20 protein-coding genes are annotated in these 18380 nt (G+C 74.8%); 15 read left to right on the top strand and 5 right to left on the bottom strand.

The annotated features are described in order from the left end of the window. Window positions 1-396: 396 nt before the first annotated feature. Entirely contained in the window at window positions 397-1149 is a 753-nt protein-coding gene (locus HK417_RS12820; protein WP_222267001.1) for an amidohydrolase family protein, read from the bottom strand. A 303-nt stretch (window positions 1150-1452) separates the two neighbouring features. Between HK417_RS12820 and HK417_RS12815 the strand changes: the two genes are divergently transcribed. The 10 genes from HK417_RS12815 to gcvP all read left to right on the top strand — a co-directional run bounded on the left by HK417_RS12815 (window position 1453) and on the right by gcvP (window position 10722). After that, on the top strand, window positions 1453-2118 hold the full coding sequence (locus HK417_RS12815; protein WP_222266999.1) for a CDP-alcohol phosphatidyltransferase family protein: 666 nt from the start codon (window positions 1453-1455) through the stop codon (window positions 2116-2118). Further along, the gene (locus tag HK417_RS12810; protein WP_222266997.1) at window positions 2115-3074 is read left to right on the top strand and encodes a DUF881 domain-containing protein; all 960 of its coding nucleotides are present in this window, start codon (window positions 2115-2117) and stop codon (window positions 3072-3074) included. Before HK417_RS12815 ends, HK417_RS12810 begins: the two co-directional genes overlap by 4 nt. A gap of 3 nt (window positions 3075-3077) precedes the next feature. After that, window positions 3078-3410 carry a small basic family protein gene (locus HK417_RS12805; protein ID WP_222266995.1) on the top strand — a complete coding sequence of 111 codons (333 nt, stop codon included), beginning with the start codon at window positions 3078-3080 and terminating at the stop codon, window positions 3408-3410. After that, window positions 3407-4177 carry a DUF881 domain-containing protein gene (locus HK417_RS12800; RefSeq protein WP_222266993.1) on the top strand — a complete coding sequence of 257 codons (771 nt, stop codon included), beginning with the start codon at window positions 3407-3409 and terminating at the stop codon, window positions 4175-4177. Before HK417_RS12805 ends, HK417_RS12800 begins: the two co-directional genes overlap by 4 nt. Window positions 4178-4272: 95 nt before the next feature. Continuing rightward, entirely contained in the window at window positions 4273-4677 is a 405-nt protein-coding gene (gcvH, locus tag HK417_RS12795; RefSeq protein WP_222266991.1) for a glycine cleavage system protein GcvH, read from the top strand. 282 nt (window positions 4678-4959) lie between these two features. Continuing rightward, a complete protein-coding gene (odhI, locus tag HK417_RS12790) occupies window positions 4960-5478 on the top strand; it encodes an oxoglutarate dehydrogenase inhibitor Odhl (protein WP_222266989.1) in 519 nt (172 codons plus the stop codon). A 57-nt stretch (window positions 5479-5535) separates the two neighbouring features. After that, entirely contained in the window at window positions 5536-6240 is a 705-nt protein-coding gene (gene ftsR, locus HK417_RS12785) for a transcriptional regulator FtsR (protein ID WP_222266987.1), read from the top strand. Between the two features lie 115 nt (window positions 6241-6355). Further along, window positions 6356-6847 carry a bifunctional nuclease family protein gene (locus HK417_RS12780; RefSeq protein ID WP_222266985.1) on the top strand — a complete coding sequence of 164 codons (492 nt, stop codon included), beginning with the start codon at window positions 6356-6358 and terminating at the stop codon, window positions 6845-6847. A 203-nt stretch (window positions 6848-7050) separates the two neighbouring features. After that, window positions 7051-7644 (top strand): MerR family transcriptional regulator, encoded by a 594-nt coding sequence (locus HK417_RS12775; RefSeq protein WP_439957923.1) that lies wholly within the window; start codon window positions 7051-7053, stop codon window positions 7642-7644. Between the two features lie 66 nt (window positions 7645-7710). After that, entirely contained in the window at window positions 7711-10722 is a 3012-nt protein-coding gene (gcvP, locus tag HK417_RS12770; protein WP_308123549.1) for an aminomethyl-transferring glycine dehydrogenase, read from the top strand. 73 nt (window positions 10723-10795) lie between these two features. Here the strand turns inward: gcvP and HK417_RS12765 are convergent, their stop codons facing one another. Together HK417_RS12765 and coaA are read right to left on the bottom strand one after the other, a co-directional pair. Beyond that, window positions 10796-10993, bottom strand: a complete 198-nt coding sequence (locus HK417_RS12765) for a DUF5999 family protein (protein ID WP_222266983.1) — start codon at window positions 10991-10993, stop codon at window positions 10796-10798. A gap of 158 nt (window positions 10994-11151) precedes the next feature. Beyond that, a complete protein-coding gene (gene coaA, locus HK417_RS12760; protein WP_308123548.1) occupies window positions 11152-12105 on the bottom strand; it encodes a type I pantothenate kinase in 954 nt (317 codons plus the stop codon). A 131-nt stretch (window positions 12106-12236) separates the two neighbouring features. Between coaA and HK417_RS12755 the strand changes: the two genes are divergently transcribed. Further along, window positions 12237-13076 (top strand): GNAT family N-acetyltransferase, encoded by an 840-nt coding sequence (locus HK417_RS12755; RefSeq protein WP_222266981.1) that lies wholly within the window; start codon window positions 12237-12239, stop codon window positions 13074-13076. Between the two features lie 34 nt (window positions 13077-13110). On the opposite strand, the gene HK417_RS12750 is transcribed toward HK417_RS12755, so the two are convergent. Beyond that, a complete protein-coding gene (locus HK417_RS12750; RefSeq protein WP_222266979.1) occupies window positions 13111-13656 on the bottom strand; it encodes a YbhB/YbcL family Raf kinase inhibitor-like protein in 546 nt (181 codons plus the stop codon). 201 nt (window positions 13657-13857) lie between these two features. On the opposite strand from HK417_RS12750, the gene HK417_RS12745 reads away from it, so the two are divergent. After that, entirely contained in the window at window positions 13858-14589 is a 732-nt protein-coding gene (locus HK417_RS12745; protein WP_222266977.1) for a beta-phosphoglucomutase family hydrolase, read from the top strand. Then, window positions 14586-16958 carry a glycoside hydrolase family 65 protein gene (locus tag HK417_RS12740; RefSeq protein ID WP_222266975.1) on the top strand — a complete coding sequence of 791 codons (2373 nt, stop codon included), beginning with the start codon at window positions 14586-14588 and terminating at the stop codon, window positions 16956-16958. The genes HK417_RS12745 and HK417_RS12740 overlap by 4 nt, the downstream gene beginning before the upstream one ends. Window positions 16959-16971: 13 nt before the next feature. Here HK417_RS12740 and HK417_RS12735 read toward each other — a convergent pair whose 3' ends face one another. After that, complete coding sequence (locus HK417_RS12735; RefSeq protein ID WP_222266974.1) at window positions 16972-17694, bottom strand: M50 family metallopeptidase; 723 nt, start codon at window positions 17692-17694, stop codon at window positions 16972-16974. A 70-nt stretch (window positions 17695-17764) separates the two neighbouring features. On the opposite strand from HK417_RS12735, the gene HK417_RS12730 reads away from it, so the two are divergent. Beyond that, window positions 17765-18061 carry a hypothetical protein gene (locus tag HK417_RS12730; RefSeq protein WP_222266972.1) on the top strand — a complete coding sequence of 99 codons (297 nt, stop codon included), beginning with the start codon at window positions 17765-17767 and terminating at the stop codon, window positions 18059-18061. Window positions 18062-18133: 72 nt separating this feature from the next. Further along, window positions 18134-18352, top strand: coding sequence for a hypothetical protein (locus HK417_RS12725; protein ID WP_222266970.1), 219 nt, complete (start codon window positions 18134-18136; stop codon window positions 18350-18352). Window positions 18353-18380 lie beyond the last annotated feature (28 nt).

Below are 18380 nucleotides of genomic sequence, written 5' to 3'. Positions count from 1 at the left end.
GGGGGGGGGGGGGGGGGGGGGGGGGGGGGGGGGGGGGGGGGGGGGGGGGGGGGGGGGGGGGGGGGGGGGGGCGGGGGGGGGGGGGGGGGGGGGGGGGGGGGGGGGGGGGGGGGGGGGGGGGGGGGGGGCAGGAGTCCTCCGCGGGTTCCCGGTGCCGGCAGGGGAGCGCAGGCCGGGTGCGCGGTCCCGCCGACGTAGGTGACGGCGAGGAACCGGCGAACGCCAGGCCGTGCCCGACGCCGAGGACGACGAGCGTGGGTGGCCCGACCGCGGGTCACACGCGCCGTGCACTCGTCCGTTATCCCCAACAACCCCGCGGCACATCGGGACCGCCGCCCCGACCGATCACGCAGGCGGCCGACCCGCGCACCGTCCCGGAGGGCGCCACCCCGTCGGTCACACCCGGTAGAAGGCCGCCGCGTTGCCGTGCAGCACCGCGTCGAGGTGCTCGCCGGCCACCGTCGCCACGAGGTCCAGGTCGCTGTCGGCGAAGGGCCGCCGGGCGCGGGTGGAGGGCAGGTCGGAGCCGACCATCAGCGCGGTCGGGTCCACCGCCAGCACCGCCCGGATCGTGGCGGCGACGTCGAGCTCCACCCGCCCGAAGCCGGTGGCCTTCACCCGCACCCCGCGCTCGACCAGCGCCAGCAGGGCGGGCAGCCCGTCGGCGTGCAGCCCGAGGTGGTCGATGCTCACCGCCGGCAGCGCGGCCAGGACGGCGGCCAGGTCGGGCAGGTCCCGGGCGTCGACGTAGAGCTCGACGTGCATGCCGGCCAGGTCGTGCACCCGGCGGGCCAGCCGGTCGAGGTGCTCCACGGCGGCCGACCCGCCGCGGCGCAGGTTGAACCGGACGGCGCGCACCCCGCGCTCGCCGAGGGCCGCTACGTCGGCGTCCGGCAGGTCGTGCGGGATCTGGGTGACCCCGACGAAGCCGGGCCCGAGCTGGTCCAGCGCGTCGAGCAGGTAGCCCTGGTCGAAGCGCTGGAACGAACCGGACACCACGGCGCCGCCGACGACGCCCAGCCCGGCGGTCCGTTCCCGGTACTGCGCCACGGTGAACTCCTCGGGCACGAAGCCCTCGTTGGCCTCCAGCGGAAACCGGCTGTCGATGACGTGGAAGTGGGCGTCGAAGAACGGGCGGGCCGATGTCACGGGGCGGTGTCCTCCGGAGGGCAGAGCGCGGACGGTGGATCCCAGGATGCGGTGGGTGACCGCCTCGGTCGCCCGCCCGATGGTGCACCCGGACCGATGGACCCCCGACCGCCGGGGCCGTGAGCGTCCTCGGGGACATCCGCGGCGACAGGTGGGCGAGCAGATGCGGCTCCGACTGGGGGGCCCGGACCGGTGACCGGCCGCCGACCGCGGCCGCCACGCCACAGGGCCCGGCCGTGATGGCCGGGTCCCCGGCCGGCGGGCACTAGCCTGAGGGCTGGTGGACGGCGAGGTGGAGCAGCGATGACGACGGCGGACGACCGCACGGCGGGGACCCCGGCGGGGGAGCCGACGGCGGCCCGCGGCACGGCCCGGGCGCTCGGGCGGGACGAGCTCGGCGACCGGGTGTTCACCCTGCCCAACGCGCTGTCGGTGCTGCGGCTGCTCGGCGTCCCGCTGTTCCTGTGGCTGCTGCTCGGCCCGCACGCCGACGGGTGGGCGATCGTGGTGCTCGCCGTCTCCGGGTTCACCGACTGGGCCGACGGCAAGCTGGCCCGGGCGCTGGGCCAGTCCAGCAAGCTCGGGGCCCTCCTCGACCCGGCCGCGGACCGGCTGTACATCGTCGCCACGCTCATCGCGTTCGTGCTGCGCGACGTCGTCCCGTTCTGGCTGGTCGCCGTCCTGGTCGGCCGCGAGCTGGTCCTCGGGCTGACCCTGCTGGTGCTCCGCCTCGCCGGCTGGCCGCCGCTGCAGGTGCACTACCTCGGCAAGGCGGCCACCTTCCTGCTCCTCTACGCCTTCCCGCTGCTGCTGCTCGCCGACGGCGACGGCCCGGTGGCCTCGCTGGTCCGGCCCGTCGCCTATGCCCTCACGATCTGGGGCGCCGCGCTCTACCTGCTGGCCGGCGTCTTCTACGTCGTCCAGGCGGCCGGGCTGGTCCGGAGGAGCCTGGCCGAGGCCCGGCCGTGACCCGGGCCGCGCCCGGGCGGCCACGCTCGCTGGGCGCCTCCCTGCTCGACCAGGTCCTCGCCGAGACGGTCGACCCGGCCTACGCGCAGGCCGCCGCCGCCCGGGCGGCCCGGGCCGCCGTGAGTGCACCCGAGCCCGGAGCACCGCCACCCGGCCGGCCCTCCTGGATCCGGCGCCGCCGCGGCCAGGGGCTGGTCGCGCTCACCCTGGCCCTCGCCGGTCTGCTCGCCTCGGTCACCTACGAGGAGGCCGCCTCCGGCGCGGAGGGCCGCCAGGAGGTCCGCGACGCGCTGCGCCAGGACATCCGCGAGGGGACCGACCGCGTCGACGACCTGAGCGCGCAGCTCGAGCAGCTCACCGCGGAGGTCAACCGCACCCGCGACGAGGCCCTGGCGGCCAGCGCGATCGGGCAGCGGGCGCTGGAGCAGCTGGCGACCGCCGAGCGGCAGGCGGCGCTCGTCCCGGTCTCCGGGCCGGGGATGGAGGTGACCCTGGGCAACGCGCCGGCGGCGGCCGACAGCGACCCGATCGGCGGGTCGGAGGAGGTCGCCCAGGCCGGCGTGGTGCAGGACAGCGACGTGCAGCAGGTCGTCAACGCGCTGTGGAGCTCCGGCGCCGAGGCGGTCAGCATCAACGGGCAGCGGCTCGGGCCGACGACGGCGGTCCGGCAGGCCGGCGGCGCGATCCTCGTGGACTTCCAGCCGGTGAGCAGCCCCTACGAGATCCGCGCGATCGGCGACCCGGACACGCTGGCCAACCGCTTCCTGAGCACGCCGGAGGCCTCCTTCGTCGCCGACCTCACCCGTCTCTACGGTGTGGTGTTCGACTTCGCCCGGGCCGACGAACTCCAGCTGCCCGGCGCGGCCAGCCCGGAGCTGCGCAACGCCCAGCCGCTGGACGCCGCCGCCGACCCGCCGGCCGCGGAGACCCCCGGCCCCACCACCGACGGAGGCTGACCCGTGATCCCGATCCTCGGACTCGCGGTCGGCGTGGTCCTCGGCCTCGTCCTGGACCCCAGCGTCCCGCTGTGGCTGCAGCCCTACCTGCCGATCGCGGTGGTCGCCGCGCTCGACGCGGTCTTCGGCGGCATCCGCGCGCGCTTCGACGGCATCTTCGACGCGAAGGTCTTCGTCGTCTCCTTCGTGTCCAACGTGGTGGTCGCCGCGCTCATCGTCTTCCTCGGTGACCAGCTCGGCGTCGGCGCCCAGCTGTCCACCGCCGTCGTCGTCGTGCTCGGCATCCGCATCTTCGGCAACGCCGCGGCGATCCGCCGGCACCTGTTCCGGGCATGACCGCGGACGAGCCGGGCCCCGCTGGGCCGGCGCCACCCCCGCCCGGTGGCCCGCGGGCGTCCTGGCGGGGGTGGCGCCGGCGGCGGCGGGACCCCCTGGCCGCCGTCCTCATCGGCGTCCTCACGCTCGTGCTCGGCTTCGCCATCGCGGTGCAGGTGCGCAGCACCGACACCGACGCCGCGCTCGCCGGGCTGCGCCAGGACGACCTCGTCCGCATCCTCGACGACGTGACGGCCCGGGAGGACCGGCTGCGGCAGCAGATCGCCGAGCAGCGGGCCGCCCTCGAGCAGCTGGGCACCGAGGGCAGCACGTCCCCGGCGGCGCTGGAGGAGGCCGCGGACCGGGCGCAGGCCCTCGGCATCCTGACCGGCCGGGTGGCCGCCGAGGGGCCGGGACTGCAGATCACCGTCCGGGACCCGGCCGACCGGATCAGCGCGGCGATCCTGCTCTACGCGGTGCAGGAGCTGCGCGGCGCCGGGGCGGAGACCATGCAGGTCGACGGGGTCCGGATCGGCGTGGACAGCGCGGTCACCGGCGACCCGGGGGCGCTGTCCGTCGACGGGCAGCCCGTCGACGCGCCGTACGACGTCCTCGTCATCGGCTCGCCCCGGGACATGGAGACGGCGATGAACATCCCCAACGGCGTCGTCGACAAGGTCACCCGGCGCTCGGGCAGCGTGGACGTCGTGCAGTCCGACCGGGTCGTCGTGGACGCGTTGCGGGTGCTGGAGGCCCCTCAATACGCTGAGCCCGAGGACGAGGACTGAAACCGGATCTCGGAGCGCCCCGGCCCCTGCACCGAGGCCGACCGCACGAACCCAGCCACACGAGCCTGCACCACCGAGAGCCCAGGAGATGCCGCATGGCCACGCCCGACGACCGTCGTTACACCGACCAGCACGAGTGGGCGCTGGTCCAGGGCACGGACGGTGCCTCGACGGTGGTCCGGGTGGGCATCACCGACCACGCGCAGGACGCCCTCGGCGACATCGTCTTCGTCCAGCTCCCCGAGGTGGGGGAGGAGGTGGCCCCGGGCAGCGCGATCGGGGAGGTCGAGTCGACCAAGTCCGTCTCCGACTTCTACTCGCCGGTGACCGGGGTGGTGACCGCGGTGAACAGCGCCCTGGAGACCAGCCCCGAGACGGTCAACAGCGACCCGTACGGCGAGGGCTGGCTGGTCGAGGTCGCCGTGCCCGGCGCCGACGGGGACCCGACCGCGGACCTGCTCGACGCCGCCGCCTACCAGGCCCTCGTCGACGCGTCCTGAGCACCCCGTCCCGGGCGGTGCCGGCGGTGCGGCCGACCCGGCGACTCGGCACGGCTGGTCTCGATCACTATCATCACGTCGATGGCCGGAGCCGCGCCCCGCGGCGCCCGACCCTCACCCTGTACGTCCGGTTGACCCCTGGGTCAGCCGCTGCTTCCATGACCCCCGGCCCGACCGCGAGCCCGCGGCGGCCGACCTCGACGGACCGACCGGTCCGTCGACCGCCGGCCGCCGCGGACGTCCACGCCCGCGGCGGTGCCACCTGCACCGGAGGAGACCCACGTGCTCTGCACTCGCTGTGGCCACCAGAACCCCGAGGGCAGCCGCTTCTGCGCCCAGTGCGGGGCGGCTCTGAGCCCGCAGAGCGTGGGTGAGTCGACCAGCATCATCCCCAAGGTCGGCGGGGAGGACTCCGGTGAGCAGGCCGAGGTCGTCGACACCAGCGCCGACGCCCACGCCGGCGCGGTCGAGTCCCTGCCTGCCGGGTCGGCGCTGCTCGTCGTCAAGCGCGGGCCCAACGCCGGCAGCCGCTTCCTGCTCGACCAGGAGGTCACCACCGCGGGCCGGCACCCCGACAGCGACATCTTCCTCGACGACGTCACCGTCAGCCGCCGGCACGTGGAGTTCCACCGCGAGGGTGGCGGCTTCACCGTGCACGACGTGGGCAGCCTCAACGGCACCTACGTCAACCGGGAGCCGGTGGACGTCGCCTCGCTGGCCGGCGGCGACGAGGTCCAGATCGGCAAGTTCCGTCTGGTGTACCTGACCGGCCCGCGCACCGGCGAGCCCGTCGGGCAGTGATCCGGTCGGCCACCCCCGGAACGGAACGGACGGGCGCCGGACGATGAGCACGGGCCGATGAGCGCAGCCGCCCAGCGGCGGGAGAACGACGACGCAGCCCCGCGCCTCACCATCGGCGAGGTGCTGGCCGCGCTGCGCGGCGAGTTCCCGGACGTGACCATCAGCAAGATCCGCTACCTCGAGGCGGAGGAGCTGGTGCACCCGCAGCGGACGCCGTCGGGGTACCGGAAGTTCTCCGGCGCCGACGTCGCCCGGCTGCGGTACGTGCTGGCCGCCCAGCGGGACCAGTACCTGCCGCTGCGGGTGATCAAAGAGCACCTGGACGCGCTCGACCGCGGCGAGCCGCTGCCCGGCCAGGAGTCCGCCGACGGGAGCGACGGCGGGCTCGGCCCCGGCCCGGTCCCGGCCGAGGTGCTCGCCCGCGCCGCGGGCCTGGACGAGGCCCAGCTCGCCGACTGCGTGCAGTACGGGCTGGTGACCCCGGACGCCCAGGGGCGGTTCCGGGCCGGTGACCTGCCGGTCGCCCGGGCCGCCGCCGGGCTGGCGCGGCACGGGATCGAGCCGCGCCACCTGAGGGTGTGGCGCAACGGCGCCGAGCGGGAGGCGGCGCTGCTCGAGCAGCTCGTCGTGCCGGTCCTGCGGGCCCGCTCGGAGGAGGCGCGCAGCCGCGCGTCGGAGCAGGTGCAGGAGCTCGCCGGCCTGTCCGCGCAGCTGCACAGCGCCCTGCTCGAGGCCCGGCTCCGCGAGGTCCTGGACAGCTGAGGCGGGGGGCCTGCTGGCGTACCGTTGCGGGAACCGGGCACCCACGGGTGCGCCGTCCGCCGGCCGGTCCCGGGCAGGGCCCGGCCGGGGCCAGACAGCGGAGGGGGAGCCAGACGTGCAGGAACTCAGAGTCGTCGGCGTCCGGGTGGAGCTGCCCGGCAACCAGCCCATCCTGCTGCTCAAGGAGGCGCAGGGTGAGCGCTACCTGCCGATCTGGATCGGCGCGGTCGAGGCGGCGGCGATCGCCTTCGAGCAGCAGGGGGTACGGCCCGCGCGGCCGATGACCCACGACCTGCTCAAGGACGTCGTGCACGCCCTCGGGGCCACCCTCCGGGCGGTGCACATCACCGAGATGCGCGACGGCATCTACATCGCCGAGCTGGTCTTCGGTGACGAGCGCACGGTCAGCGCCAGGCCCTCGGACGCGGTGGCCCTCGCCGTCCGCACCGGAGCGCCCATCTACGGCGCCGAGGCCTTGCTCGACGAGGTGGGGATCGAGATCCCCGACGAGCAGGAGGACGAGGTCGAGAAGTTCCGCGAGTTCCTGGACAACATCAGTCCGGAGGACTTCGGCGCCGGGTCCGGCTCCGGCGGGGGTCCCACCTGAGCGGTGCACTGCCGAGAAGGACGATGCACACCCCCTTCGAGTGGGGTCGGCGACACGCCGCCCTCTTCGGTTGACCGGCCTACGGGCCCGGCCTACCGTCAGCGAATCACGTCCGTGGAAGCTCGGTGCACGCGATGTGACCGGCCCGGCGGCAGCAGGGCACGGCCCAGCTGCTGGGTGTGTGGACTCGAGGAGGCCCTGACGTGAGCGACGCGGACAACGGTTCCCGGGCGTTCGGCGAGGGCTCGCAGGGTCAGCTGTTCAGCGACGCCGCCGTCGGCGTCCCCACGTACGACGACGTCGACAACGACCTGGTCGGCTACCGCGGCCCCACCGCCTGCGCGGCCGCCGGCATCACCTACCGCCAGCTGGACTACTGGGCCCGCACCGGGCTGGTCGCCCCGTCGGTGCGCAGCGCCACCGGTTCGGGCACCCAGCGGCTGTACTCCTTCCGCGACATCCTGGTGCTCAAGGTCGTCAAGCGGCTCCTGGACACCGGCGTCTCGTTGCAGAACATCCGAAAGGCCGTCGACCACCTCCGCCAGCGCGGGGTGCGCGAGCTGGCGAACGTCACCCTGCTGTCCGACGGCGCCACCGTCTACGAGTGCACCTCCGCCGAAGAGGTCGTCGACCTGCTCGCCGGGGGACAGGGCGTGTTCGGGATCGCCGTCTCCGGTGCGCTGCGCGAGCTGTCCGGCGAGCTGGCCGAACTGCCGGCCGAGCGGCTGGACGGCAGCGGGCAGCACCTCGACGACGAGCTGACCGCCCGCCGTCGCCGGCGCGCCGCCTCCGCATAACCACCGGCCAGGCCCGTCCCGCTCGGGCCGATCGGCCGGCGCGAGGGCGCTGGTAGCGTCGTTGCAGTGGTGGACCAGACGCCTGCACCTGCCGGAACCGCGCTGCCGCCGCTGAGCGGCACCCTGCCCACGCTGCGGGAGCTCTCACCGAGCCGCTCCTTCGCCGCCCGCCACATCGGCCCCCGCCCCGGTGAGACCGAGGCGATGCTCGAGGTCGTCGGCCACGCCTCGCTGGCCTCGCTGGCCGACGCCTGCGTTCCCGAGAGCGTGCGCGACCGCACCCCGCTGGACCTGCCGGCGGCCGCGGACGAGGCGACCGTCCTCGCCGAGCTGCGCGAGCGCGCCGCGGCCAACGAGGTCTTCACCTCGATGATCGGCCTGGGGTACAGCGGCACGATCACGCCCGCGGTCATCCAGCGCAACGTCCTGGAGAACCCGGCCTGGTACACCGCCTACACGCCCTACCAGCCGGAGATCAGCCAGGGCCGGCTCGAGGCACTGATCAACTTCCAGACGGTGGTGGCCGACCTGACCGGGCTGGCGGTGGCCGGTGCCTCGATGCTCGACGAGGCGACCGCGGCCGCGGAGGCGATGACCCTGGTGCGCCGCGCGGGGCGGGCGAAGACCGGCGCGGTCTTCGTCGTCGACGCCGACACGCTGCCCCAGACGCTGGCCGTGCTGCAGACCCGCGCCGAACCGCTGGGCATCCCGCTGCACGTCACCGACCTGTCCGCCGGCTGGCCCACCGACCTGCCCGAGGGCGGCGCGTTCGGCGTGCTGCTCAGCTACCCGGGCGCCAGCGGCGCCGTCCGGGACCACCGGGCCCTGGCCGCCGCCGCGCACGAGGCCGGCGCGTCGGTCGTCGTCGCCGCCGACCTGCTGGCGCTCACCCTGCTCGAGGCGCCGGGGGAGTGGGGCGCGGACGTCGCCTGCGGCACCACCCAGCGCTTCGGCGTCCCGATGGGCTACGGCGGCCCGCACGCCGGGTACCTCTCGGTCCGCGAGGGCCTGGCCCGCCAGCTGCCCGGCCGGCTCGTCGGGGTCTCCGTCGACGCCGACGGCGACGTCGCCTACCGGCTGGCGCTGCAGACCCGTGAGCAGCACATCCGCCGGGAGAAGGCCACCAGCAACATCTGCACCGCCCAGGTGCTGCTCGCGGTCATGGCCGGCACCTACGCCGTCTACCACGGGGCCGAGGGGCTCACCGCGATCGCGGCCCGGGTGCACCGCACCGCGCTGGCGCTGGCCGGGTGGCTGCGGGCCGGCGGCCTGCAGCTGGTGCACGAGCACTTCTTCGACACGCTGACCGTCGCGGTGCCCGGCCGCGCGGCCGACGTGGTGGCCGCCGCCGCCCGGCACCGGATCAACCTGCGGCTGGTCGACTCCGACACCGTCGCCGTCGCCGTCGACGAGACCACGACGCCGGCGCTGCTGCGGCTGGTCGCCGAGGCGTTCGGCGTCGCCGCCGACGACGCCGCGCTGGACGACGCCGGGGACGACGCGCTGCCCGCCGAGCTGCGCCGGCGCACCCCGTTCCTCACCCACCCGGTCTTCGCCGAGCACCGCTCGGAGACCGCGATGATGCGCTACCTGCGGAAGCTGTCGGACAAGGACCTGGCGCTGGACCGCACGATGATCCCGCTCGGCTCGTGCACGATGAAGCTCAACGCCGCCACCGAGATGGCCGCCATCACCTGGCCGGAGTTCGCCGAGCTGCACCCCTTCGCCCCGGTCGAGCAGGCGCGCGGCTACCGGCAGCTGATCGACGAGCTGTGCGCCGGGCTCGCGGAGGTCACCGGGTACGCGGCGGTGAGCGTGCAGCCCAACGCCGGCTCGCAGGGCGAGTTCGCGGGCCTGCTGGCCATCCGCGGCTACCACCGCAGCCGCGGCGAGACGCAGCGCGACGTGTGCCTGATCCCGTCCTCCGCGCACGGCACCAACGCCGCCAGCGCGGTCATGGCCGGGATGCGGGTGGTCGTCGTCGCGTGCGACGACGCGGGCAACGTCGACCTGGCCGACCTGCGCGCCAAGGTCGAGCAGCACGCCGAGCGGCTGGCCGCGATCATGATCACCTACCCGTCGACGCACGGCGTCTTCGAGACCGAGGTGCAGGAGATCTGCGCGGCCGTGCACGACGCCGGCGGTCAGGTGTACGTCGACGGTGCCAACCTCAACGCCCTGGTCGGGCTGGCCAAGCCGGGTCGATTCGGCTCCGACGTCAGCCACCTGAACCTGCACAAGACCTTCTGCATCCCGCACGGCGGTGGCGGTCCCGGGGTCGGCCCGATCGGCGTCCGCGAGCACCTGGTGCCCTTCCTGCCCGGGCACCCGCTGGTCGACACCGGCGGCACCGGCCCGGCCGTCTCCGCGGCCCCGTTCGGATCGGCCGGCATCCTACCGATCTCCTGGGCCTACCTGCGGCTGATGGGCCCCGACGGGCTGCTGCGGGCCACCGAGCACGCGATCCTGGCGGCCAACTACGTGGCCGAGCGGCTGCGCCCGCACTACCCCGTGCTCTACACCGGCGCCGACGGGCTGGTCGCGCACGAGTGCATCCTCGACATCCGCCCGCTGACCAAGGCCACCGGCGTCACCAACGACGACATCGCCAAGCGGCTCATCGACTTCGGCTTCCACGCGCCCACGATGAGCTTCCCGGTCGCCGGCACGCTGATGGTCGAGCCCACCGAGAGCGAGGACAAGGCCGAGCTCGACCGGTTCGTCGCGGCGATGGTGCACATCCGCGAGGAGGTCGAGAAGGTCGCCAGCGGCGAGTACGACCGCGAGGACAACCCGCTGCGGAACGCCCCGCACACCCTGGCCATGGTCGCGGGGGAGTGGGAGCGGCCGTATCCGCGGGAGGTCGCGGTGTACCCGGTGCCGAGCCTGGTCGGCCGGGGCTACCTGGCCCCGGTGCGCCGGATCGACGGCGCGTACGGCGACCGCAACCTGGTCTGCGCGTGCCCGGCGCCGGAGGCGTTCGAGGAGCCGCTGCCCAAGGCCGGCAACACCCCGGACCGCGCCGACAGCGCCCCCGACGACATGGGGACGACGCTCGACGTGGTCGGCGCCCAGTAGCGGAAGGGGCCCCTCCGCCCCGGCACCGTGATCGCCGGGGCCGGATCGGTCCGTCGGGGTCCTTCGACCTCGCTCAGGCGGGGACGCGGGGCTGGGCCCACGGGCGGGTGAGTACGACCCGGCCGTCGGGCAGCAGCTCACCGTCGTCGTCGAAGACGACCACGCCGTTGCACAGCAGGGTCCAGCCCTGCTCGGGGTGCCGGCTCACCGGCACGGCGAGCACCCGCTCGTCGGAGGAGGCGTCCGGGCAGGCGGTGAGATGGGAGCACATCGGGTCCACTCCAGGGGAGTCGAGGGGAGTCGCGGTTGGACGGCGGTCGCGGGGTGCGACCGGAGCGAGTCTGCGCCTGGACACCGGCGTCCCGGAGCGTCCAGAGACAACGACGTCGTGACCCCCGTCTCGTCAACTAACGCCCGTGCGCCGCCCGCTCAGAGCTTGCGTAGCAGCACCCGGCGCACCGAGTGGTCGGCGGACTTCTGCAGTACCAGCCGGGCGCGCGACCGGGTGGGCGCGATGTTCAGCCGCAGGTTGGGCTCGTTGACCGCCGTCCAGATGCCGCGCGCCGTCGCCGTCGCCTCCGCGTCGGTGAGGCCGGCGAACCGGTGGAAGTAGGCGCTGCTGTCCTGGAAGGCGGTGCGGCGCAGCGCGAGGAAGCGCTCGACGTACCACTGCGCGATGTCTTGTTCGGTCGCGTCGACGTAGACGGAGAAGTCGATGAAGTCCGACAGGAACACCTCCGGCACCCGGCCGTCGATGCCCCCACCGGCCTGCAGCACGTTGAGCCCCTCCAGCACCAGGACGTCGGGGGAGTCGACGACCTGCCGGCGGTCGGGCAGCACGTCGTAGGACAGGTGCGAGTACACCGGGGCGCTGACCTCGGGCCGGCCGGACTTCACGTCGGCGAGGAAGCGCAGCAGCGCCCGCCGGTCGTAGCTCTCCGGGAACCCCTTGCGGCCGAGCAGGCCGCGTCGCTCCAGCTCGGCGTTCGGCAGCAGGAAGCCGTCCGTGGTGACCAGGTCGACCCGCGGCGTGTCCGGCGCGGCCGCGAGCAGGGCGCGCAGCAGCCGGGCGGTGGTGCTCTTGCCGACGGCGACGCTGCCGGCCACCGCGATGACGAAGGGCACCTTGGCCGTCCGGGCGTGCAGGAACTCCGTCTGCGCGGCCCACAGCCGCCGGCTGGCGGTCACGTGCAGCTGCAGCAGGCGGGCCAGCGGCAGGTAGACCGTGGCCACCTCGTCGAGGTCGATCCGGTCGCCGAGGCTGGCCAGCGAGCGGAGGTCGGCGCTGTCGAGCGGCAGCTCGCTGCCGGCGGCTAGCGCCCGCCAGGACTCCCGGTCGAAGGCGGTGAAGGGGGAGACCTGCGGTCGCATTCCGGCCGTCACCGGGACATCCTGGCCCCTGGCCGTCCGGCGGCCCCCGACCGGGTGGTCGTGGGGGAGGGCGCCACCCCCGCCTCACCCCATCGTGGCGTGCACGTGGTCCGATCGTCGCCCGGTGCGTCTAGGGTCTGGCCGTGTCGTCGCCCGGGCTGCTCGACCGGATCGAGCGTTACTCCACCCTCGCGCCGCGCGCCGACGCCCTCGTGCAGGTGCGGACCGTCGGCGCGCTCGACGTGCCGGTCGGCCCGCCCGAGTGGCCCTACCCGGCCCGGCCGCGCTCGGGCCGGGAGGGCGAGGTGACCGTCGCCCACGTGCGCGCCGCGGTGGAGCTGCAGGAGCGCTCCGGGCTGCCGGTGTCGGTGGAGTGGCTCGGCGACCGCTGCCGCGGGCTGGCCGGGGTGGCCCGCGAGGCCGGCCTGCAGGTCGAGGAGCTGCCGTTGCTGGTGGCCGTCGACCCGGTGGAGGTGCTGCTGCCGCCGGAGGTGCGGCTGTACCTCGTGGGCGCCGACGACCCGCGGCTCGGGCTGTACCAGCGGCTGGCCGAGCTGGCCTTCGCCGCGCCGCACGTGGCCGTGGCACCGGCCGGAGCCGGGGGAGGGACGCCGGAGGTGGCGCTCGGCACCCCGGGCCCCGCGGAGGTGCCGCCCACGGAGGTCCTGCGGGAGCGGGTGGCCGGCGGCCAGACGGTCATGATGGTCGCCGTCGACGACGGGGACCCGGTCGCGATCGGGTCGCACCAGCCGCTCCTGGTCGACGGCCGGGAGGTCAGCGAGGTCGTCGGGGTGGCCACGCTGCCCCGGTACCGCGGCCGCGGCCTGGGCGCGGCGCTGACCTCGGCGCTGGCCGAGCACGCCCGGCAGACCGCGGACCTGGTGTTCCTCTCCGCTGGGGACGACGACGTGGCCCGGGTCTACGAGCGGGCCGGCTTCGCCCGGGTGGGCACCAGCTGCGTGGCGGAGCTCCCGGTCCGCTGAGCCGACGGCCGGCCCGGCCCGGCGGCCCGGCGGGTCACGCCTCCTCGTAGACCGGGGTGAGGACGGCGCGCGCCAGGGTGTGGCCGAACAGGGCGAAGCCGAGGGACGCGCAGCTGCCGCCGGCCGGGACGCCGAGGTCCTCGGTGTCCACCGCGTGCACGACCACGTAGTAGCGGTGCGGCCCGTGCCCGGGGGGTGGGGCGGCGCCGACGTACCCGGCGAACCCGGCGTCGTTGCGCAGCTGGACGGCGCCGTCCGGCAGGCCGCTGCCCGACCGGTTCCCCGCATCCCGGGGCAGTTCGGTCACCGACGCCGGGATGCCGGCGACGGCCCAGTGCCAGAACCCGCTGCCGGTCGGCGCGTCGGGGTCGAAGACGGTGACGGCGAAGCCCTTGGTTCCCGGGGGGAACCCCGACCACGACAACTGCGGCGACACGTCCTCCCCGCCGGCGCCCATCACCCCGCTCACCTGCGCCGTGCCCAGTGGCTGCCCGTCGGCGACGTCGGTGCTGGTGACCTCGAAGGCCGGGACCTGCGGCAGGAAGTCGTACGGGTCGGGCGGGGTCGGGCGGTCGGTCATGCCAGGGCCTCCTGCGGTGGGGTCGCCCCGGTCCGGCCGGGACGACGGCGGATGCTGCCGGCACCGACCCTAGGCACCTCGGCCGCGCCTCGCCCGACGGTTCCCCAATAACCGTTATCCCTAACAACCTCGCCGCAGGATCGATGAAGAAGAGGAACCTTCAAGAGGTCAGCTGCGGCTACCCGCCGTAGCGTTTGCGGCGTGCTGGGACTCCCCGACGACATCCGGGCCTGCCTGTTCGACCTCGACGGTGTGCTGACCCAGACCGCGAAGGTCCACCAGGCCGCCTGGAAGCGCACCTTCGACGAGTTCCTGCGCAGCCGGGACCCGGCCGCACCGGAGTTCACCGCCGCGGACTACAACCTCTACGTCGACGGGAAGCCCCGTGAGGACGGCGTCCGCGACTTCCTCGCCAGCCGGGGAATCATCCTCCCCGAGGGCGGCGGCGCCGACCCCGCCGACGCGGCGACCGTCTCCGGGGTCGCCACCCGGAAGAACGAGCTGCTGCTGCGTGAGCTGGAGGAACACGGCGTCGTGGTCTACGAGGGGTCGATGCGCTATCTGCGCGCGGTGAAGGAGGCGGGGCTGGCCACCGCCGTGGTGACCGCCTCGGCGAACGGTGAGCAGGTCATCGCCGCCGGCGGGTTCGCGGACCTCATCGACGTCCGGGTCGACGGGGTGGTGGCCAAGCGGGAGGGGCTGCGCGGGAAGCCCGCGCCCGACGGGTTCCTGGCCGGCGCCCGGCTGCTCGGCGTCCCCCCGGCACAGGCCGTCGTCTTCGAGGACGCGCTGGCCGGGGTGGCCGCCGGCCGGGCCGGCGACTTCGGGTTCGTGGTCGGCGTGGACCGGGCCGGGCAGGCCGAGGCCCTGCGGGAACGCGGGGCGGACGTCGTCGTCGCCGACCTGGCCGAGTTGATGGGGGAGCGGGCATGACGGAGGGGCGGGCCCACTTCGCGATCGAACCCTGGTCGCTGACCGAGGTGGGCGTGGACATGGCCTCCCTGGCGGTGAACGAGTCGGTGTTCGCCCTGGCCAACGGGCACATCGGCATGCGCGGGACGTTCGACGAGGGGGAGCCGATCGTCGTCCCGGGCACCTACCTCAACGGCTACTACGAGGAGCGGCCGCTGCCCTATGCGGAGGCCGGCTACGGCTTCCCGGAGCAGGGCCAGACGATCGTCAACGTCACCGACGGCAAGCTGATCCGGCTGCTGGTCGGTGACTCACCGCTGGACCTGCAGTACGGCGACGTGGTCTACCACCACCGCACCCTCGACCTGCGGGCCGGGGTGCTGCGCCGCTGCACCGAGTGGCGCTCGCCCGCCGGCCGCCAGGTCAAGGTCACCAGCACGCGGCTGGTGTCGCTCACCCGCCGGTCGATCGCGGCGATCGAGTACGAGGTCGAGTGCACCGACGACCAGGGCGACCTCTACGTCGCGCTGCAGTCGGACCTGCTGGCCAACGAGGACGTCTCGACCACGCAGTCCCTCGACCCGCGGGCGGGTGCGGCGATGGACCGCCCGCTGCGGGCCGAACTGCACGTGGGCCGCGGCCGGCACGCCGTCCTGGTGCACCAGACCCGGCGCAGCCGGCTGCGGCTGGCCGCCGGCATGGACCACGAGGTCGACATCCCCGACTCCGCCACCGAGGACCTGGAGACCTCCCCGGACCTGGCCCGGTACACCCTCGCCGCCCGGCTGCCGGCCGGCTCCCGGCTGCGGCTGGTCAAGTACCTCGCCTACGGATGGTCCAGCCGGCGGTCGGCCCCGGCGGTCCGGGACCAGGTCGAGGGAGCGCTCGCGACGGCCAAGCTGGCCGGCTGGGACCGGCTGCTGCGCGAGCAGCGCGAGCTGCTGGACCGGCACTGGGACGAGGCCGACGTCGAGATCGACGGCGACGACGAGCTCCAGCAGGCCGTGCGGGTCGGCATGTTCCACGTCCTGCAGGCCGGCCTGCGGGCCGAGCGCCAGCCCATCGCGGCCAAGGGCCTGACCGGTGACGGGTACGACGGGCACACCTTCTGGGACACCGAGACGTACGTCCTGCCGGTGCTCACCTACACCGCGCCGGCCGCCGTCCGCGACGCCCTCCTGTGGCGGCACTCCACCCTGGACATGGCCCGCGAGCGGGCCCACCTGCTGGGGCAGGACGGTGCGGCGTTCGCGTGGCGCACCATCCACGGCGAGGAGACCTCCGGTTACTGGCCGGCCGGGACGGCAGCCTTCCACATCAACGCCGACATCGCCGACGCCGTGGCCCGCTACTGGTGGGCGACCCTCGACGAGGAGTTCGACCGGGAGTACGGCACCGAGCTGCTCGTGGAGACCGCCCGGCTGTGGGCGTCGCTCGGACACTTCGACGACGAGCACGGGTTCCGGATCGACGGGGTGACCGGGCCCGACGAGTACACCGCCGTGGTGGACAACAACGTCTACACGAACCTGATGGCGCAGCGGAACCTGCGCGAGGCGGTCGCGGCGGTGAAGCGCAACCCGGAGACCGCCGTCCGGCTCCAGGTCGACGACGACGAGGTGGAGTTCTGGGCCCGCGGGGCCGAGCACATGCGGATCCCGTTCAACGAGGCGCTCGGCGTGCACGAGCAGTCGGAGGGCTTCACCCACCACGAGCAGTGGGACTTCGAGGGCACCGACCCCTCCCAGTACCCGCTGCTGCTGCACTTCCCCTACTTCGACATCTACCGCAAGCAGGTGATCAAGCAGGCAGACCTGGTGATGGCGCTGCACCTGCGCGGGGATGCGTTCACCCTCGAGCAGAAGATCGCCGACTTCGCCTACTACGAGGCCCGCACGGTGCGGGACTCCTCGCTGTCGGCGGCCCAGCAGGCGGTGGTGGCCGCCGAGACCGGGCACCTGCAGCTGGCCCACGACTACTGGGGTGAGGCGGCGCTCACCGACCTGCAGAACCTGCACGGCAACAGCGGGCACGGGCTGCACATCGCCTCGCTGGCCGGCGGTTGGACGGTCGCCGTCGCCGGGTTCGGCGGGATGCGGGACCACGACGGGCGGCTGACCTTCGCCCCGCGCCTGCCGCCCCGGATCCAGCGGCTCGCCTTCCGGGTCGTGGTCCAGGGCCGGTGCCTGGCGGTGACGGTGACCGCGGAGACGGCCGCCTACCGGCTGGTGTACGGCGAGGAGCCGGTGGAGATCGCCCACCACGGGGAGACGCTGCTCGTCTCCGCGGACCCCGTCGAGCGGCGCATCCCGCCGCCACCGGAGGTGGAGCCGGTGCACCAGCCGCCGCACTCCGCGCCCCGGCGCCGCAGCCGCCCGACCAGCGACTGAAGCACCCCTGCCCTCATCCGGGGAGCGGGGTGTCCGCGAGCAGCCACCAGCTGCCCAGGGCGAGGGCGCCAAGGTCGACCAGCAGGAAGACGCCCACCCAGATCAGCCCCGGCAGCCGGGTGAGCCGGGCGAGCTGGTCGGCGTCGGAGTCCGGGGCCGAGCCGCGGCGGCGCTTGGCCTGCAGCTCGAGCACCGTCTTCGGCGCGGCCAGCAGCAGGAACCAGGTCGCGCCGTGCGCGAAGGCGGCCTGCCCCTCGGCCGGCAGCCACCAGGTCGCGGCGAACACCAGCGTGCCGGTGGCCAGGACCGACCACAGCCCGTACCAGTTGCGGATCTGCACCAGCAGCAGGGCGAGCAGCCCGAGCAGCGCCCACAGCAGCCCGACGGCGTACCCGGCGGCGAGCAGCGCGGCGGCCCCCAGCCCGAACACGCCGGGGCCGGTGTAGCCCGCCGCGGCGGTGAGCACCATGCCGGCCCCGGTGGGCCGGCCGGCGGAGACGGTCAGCCCGGAGGTGTCCGAGTGCAGCCGGATGCCGGCGAGGCGGCGCCCGGTGACCAGCGCCGCCAGGCCGTGCGCTCCCTCGTGCGCGATGGTCACCGCGTGCCGGGCGTGCCGCCACAGCGCGGGGGAGCCGACCAGCAGGACGGCGGCCAGCGCGCTCAGCGCCAGCAGCCAGCCGGGGAGCGGGGGAGTGGTGGCGGACACCTGGTCCCAGAACCGCCCGACCGCCGTCACCCGCCCATCATCACGAGCGCAGCTGTGCGCGGGCCGCACGGCGCGCCCGGACCCTCGTCACACGCCCGTCATGACGTGCGGTGATGCTGGGGGCCCGACGACGACGCACGCGCCGATCGAGGACCCGACGGCGCGGCTCCCGGTCACCGTCTGCTTCACCCGCCGACCCGACCCGGCGCACGCGGTGCAGATGACCGCCTGGATCCGGGCGGGGCTGACCATGGCCGAGGGATTCCCCGGCTTCCTGGGTGGGGGATGGGTGCGGCCGAGGCACGGAGCCGACGAACGGCACATGCTCTGCCGGTTCGACTCATCGGCCACCCTCGCCGCCTGGGAGGCCAGCGCCGAGCGGCAGTGGTGGCTGTGATCGGCCCAGGGCCTGGCGGAGGTCACCCGCACCGAACGCCGGACCGGCATCGAGGGCTGGTTCGGCGCGCCCGTGCACGCCGCCACCGAGGTGCGCGCCGCGGCCCCGCCGCGCTGGAAGCAGGCGACCACCATCTGGCTCGCCTTCTTCCCGCTCAACCTGCTGGCCACGGTGACGCTCGGCGCGCTGCTGGCCGACCTGCACGTCGCGCTGCGGGTCGCGCTCACCACGCTCGCCCCCCCGGTGATGACCTACCTGCTGCCCTGGACCGGCGGCTGGGGTGGTGGCTGAAGAAGGACCCGCCTGCCCCACCGCTCGC

Source organism: Modestobacter marinus (assembly GCF_019799945.1).
Taxonomy (GTDB): Bacteria; Actinomycetota; Actinomycetes; order Mycobacteriales; family Geodermatophilaceae; genus Modestobacter; species Modestobacter marinus_B.
This window is presented reverse-complemented; position numbering and strand designations above follow the sequence as displayed.

What these genes read in the sequence shown, in the direction of transcription:
- HK417_RS12815 (WP_222266999.1), top strand. Translation starts at nt 1,453, where the DNA reads ATGACGACGGCGGACGACCGCACGGCGGGGACCCCGGCGGGGGAGCCG.
- HK417_RS12800 (WP_222266993.1), top strand. Translation starts at nt 3,407, where the DNA reads ATGACCGCGGACGAGCCGGGCCCCGCTGGGCCGGCGCCACCCCCGCCC.
- gcvH (WP_222266991.1), top strand. Translation starts at nt 4,273, where the DNA reads ATGGCCACGCCCGACGACCGTCGTTACACCGACCAGCACGAGTGGGCG.
- ftsR (WP_222266987.1), top strand. Translation starts at nt 5,536, where the DNA reads ATGAGCGCAGCCGCCCAGCGGCGGGAGAACGACGACGCAGCCCCGCGC.
- HK417_RS12765 (WP_222266983.1), bottom strand. Translation starts at nt 10,993, where the DNA reads ATGTGCTCCCATCTCACCGCCTGCCCGGACGCCTCCTCCGACGAGCGG.
- HK417_RS12750 (WP_222266979.1), bottom strand. Translation starts at nt 13,656, where the DNA reads ATGACCGACCGCCCGACCCCGCCCGACCCGTACGACTTCCTGCCGCAG.
- HK417_RS12740 (WP_222266975.1), top strand. Translation starts at nt 14,586, where the DNA reads ATGACGGAGGGGCGGGCCCACTTCGCGATCGAACCCTGGTCGCTGACC.
- HK417_RS12730 (WP_222266972.1), top strand. Translation starts at nt 17,765, where the DNA reads ATGACGTGCGGTGATGCTGGGGGCCCGACGACGACGCACGCGCCGATC.